Consider the following 706-nt stretch of genomic DNA (forward strand, 5'->3'; position numbering starts at 1 on the left):
CCACAATGGGTTTATCGAAACCGGCATCTGGTGGAAAACCTCTGGGCCCGTCTGAAGGAATGGCGCGCCGTCGCAACCCGATACGAAAAGACCGCCACCTCGTTCCTCGCTGTCCTTCATCTCGCAGCCGCCGCAGATTGGATCAAGATCTAACAGGCCCTAGACACTTCATTTATCAATAATGAGTATAATAACTACGTTACGTTAAAATCTGAAGAACTCAAGAGTGCGATAGATAGCTATGCCGATATGTATTGGAACAATATCTTCAATGGCACCTATCAGGCGCGTGACCCGTCGACCGGATCCTACCAAAAAGTACAGAGGCCTATCGTGAATAACGAATATGAGAAACGGATATTCTGCAAGATCGTACGCGCGATGTTTTGCCATAATTTACAGATCGTCCGACCCGAAAACATGGACGAACTCGATCGGCAGCAGTGATGTGAGCCTGATCTGCACCCAAACTTCGGACCGCCGGATGGTAGAGTTTCCGGCGTGGTTTCATGGTAACGCGCTGGATACGTCACCGGGAATATGCAGCGAGATCGGCGTCCTGTTGCCAATCGCCCCATGTGGGCGGACCTCGTTATACAATCCTGCTTCACAACACCCATCTGTCTATATGACTGTTTCGAATAAGTTTTCTTGTGCATGTGTTTGTCCTGCAAGCTGACTGCGTCGTATTTTTGCCTGGCGGGCG

General features: G+C 50.0%; 1 protein-coding gene. It reads left to right on the forward strand.

The features are described 5' to 3' along the window. The coding region (locus HLH29_RS19345) for a transposase (protein WP_182968991.1) at positions 1–153 on the forward strand (153 nt) is incomplete at its 5' end. Positions 154–706: the final 553 nt, after the last annotated feature.

It is taken from the genome of Gluconacetobacter tumulicola (assembly GCF_014174215.1).
GTDB classification, from domain to species: domain Bacteria; phylum Pseudomonadota; class Alphaproteobacteria; order Acetobacterales; family Acetobacteraceae; genus Gluconacetobacter; species Gluconacetobacter tumulicola.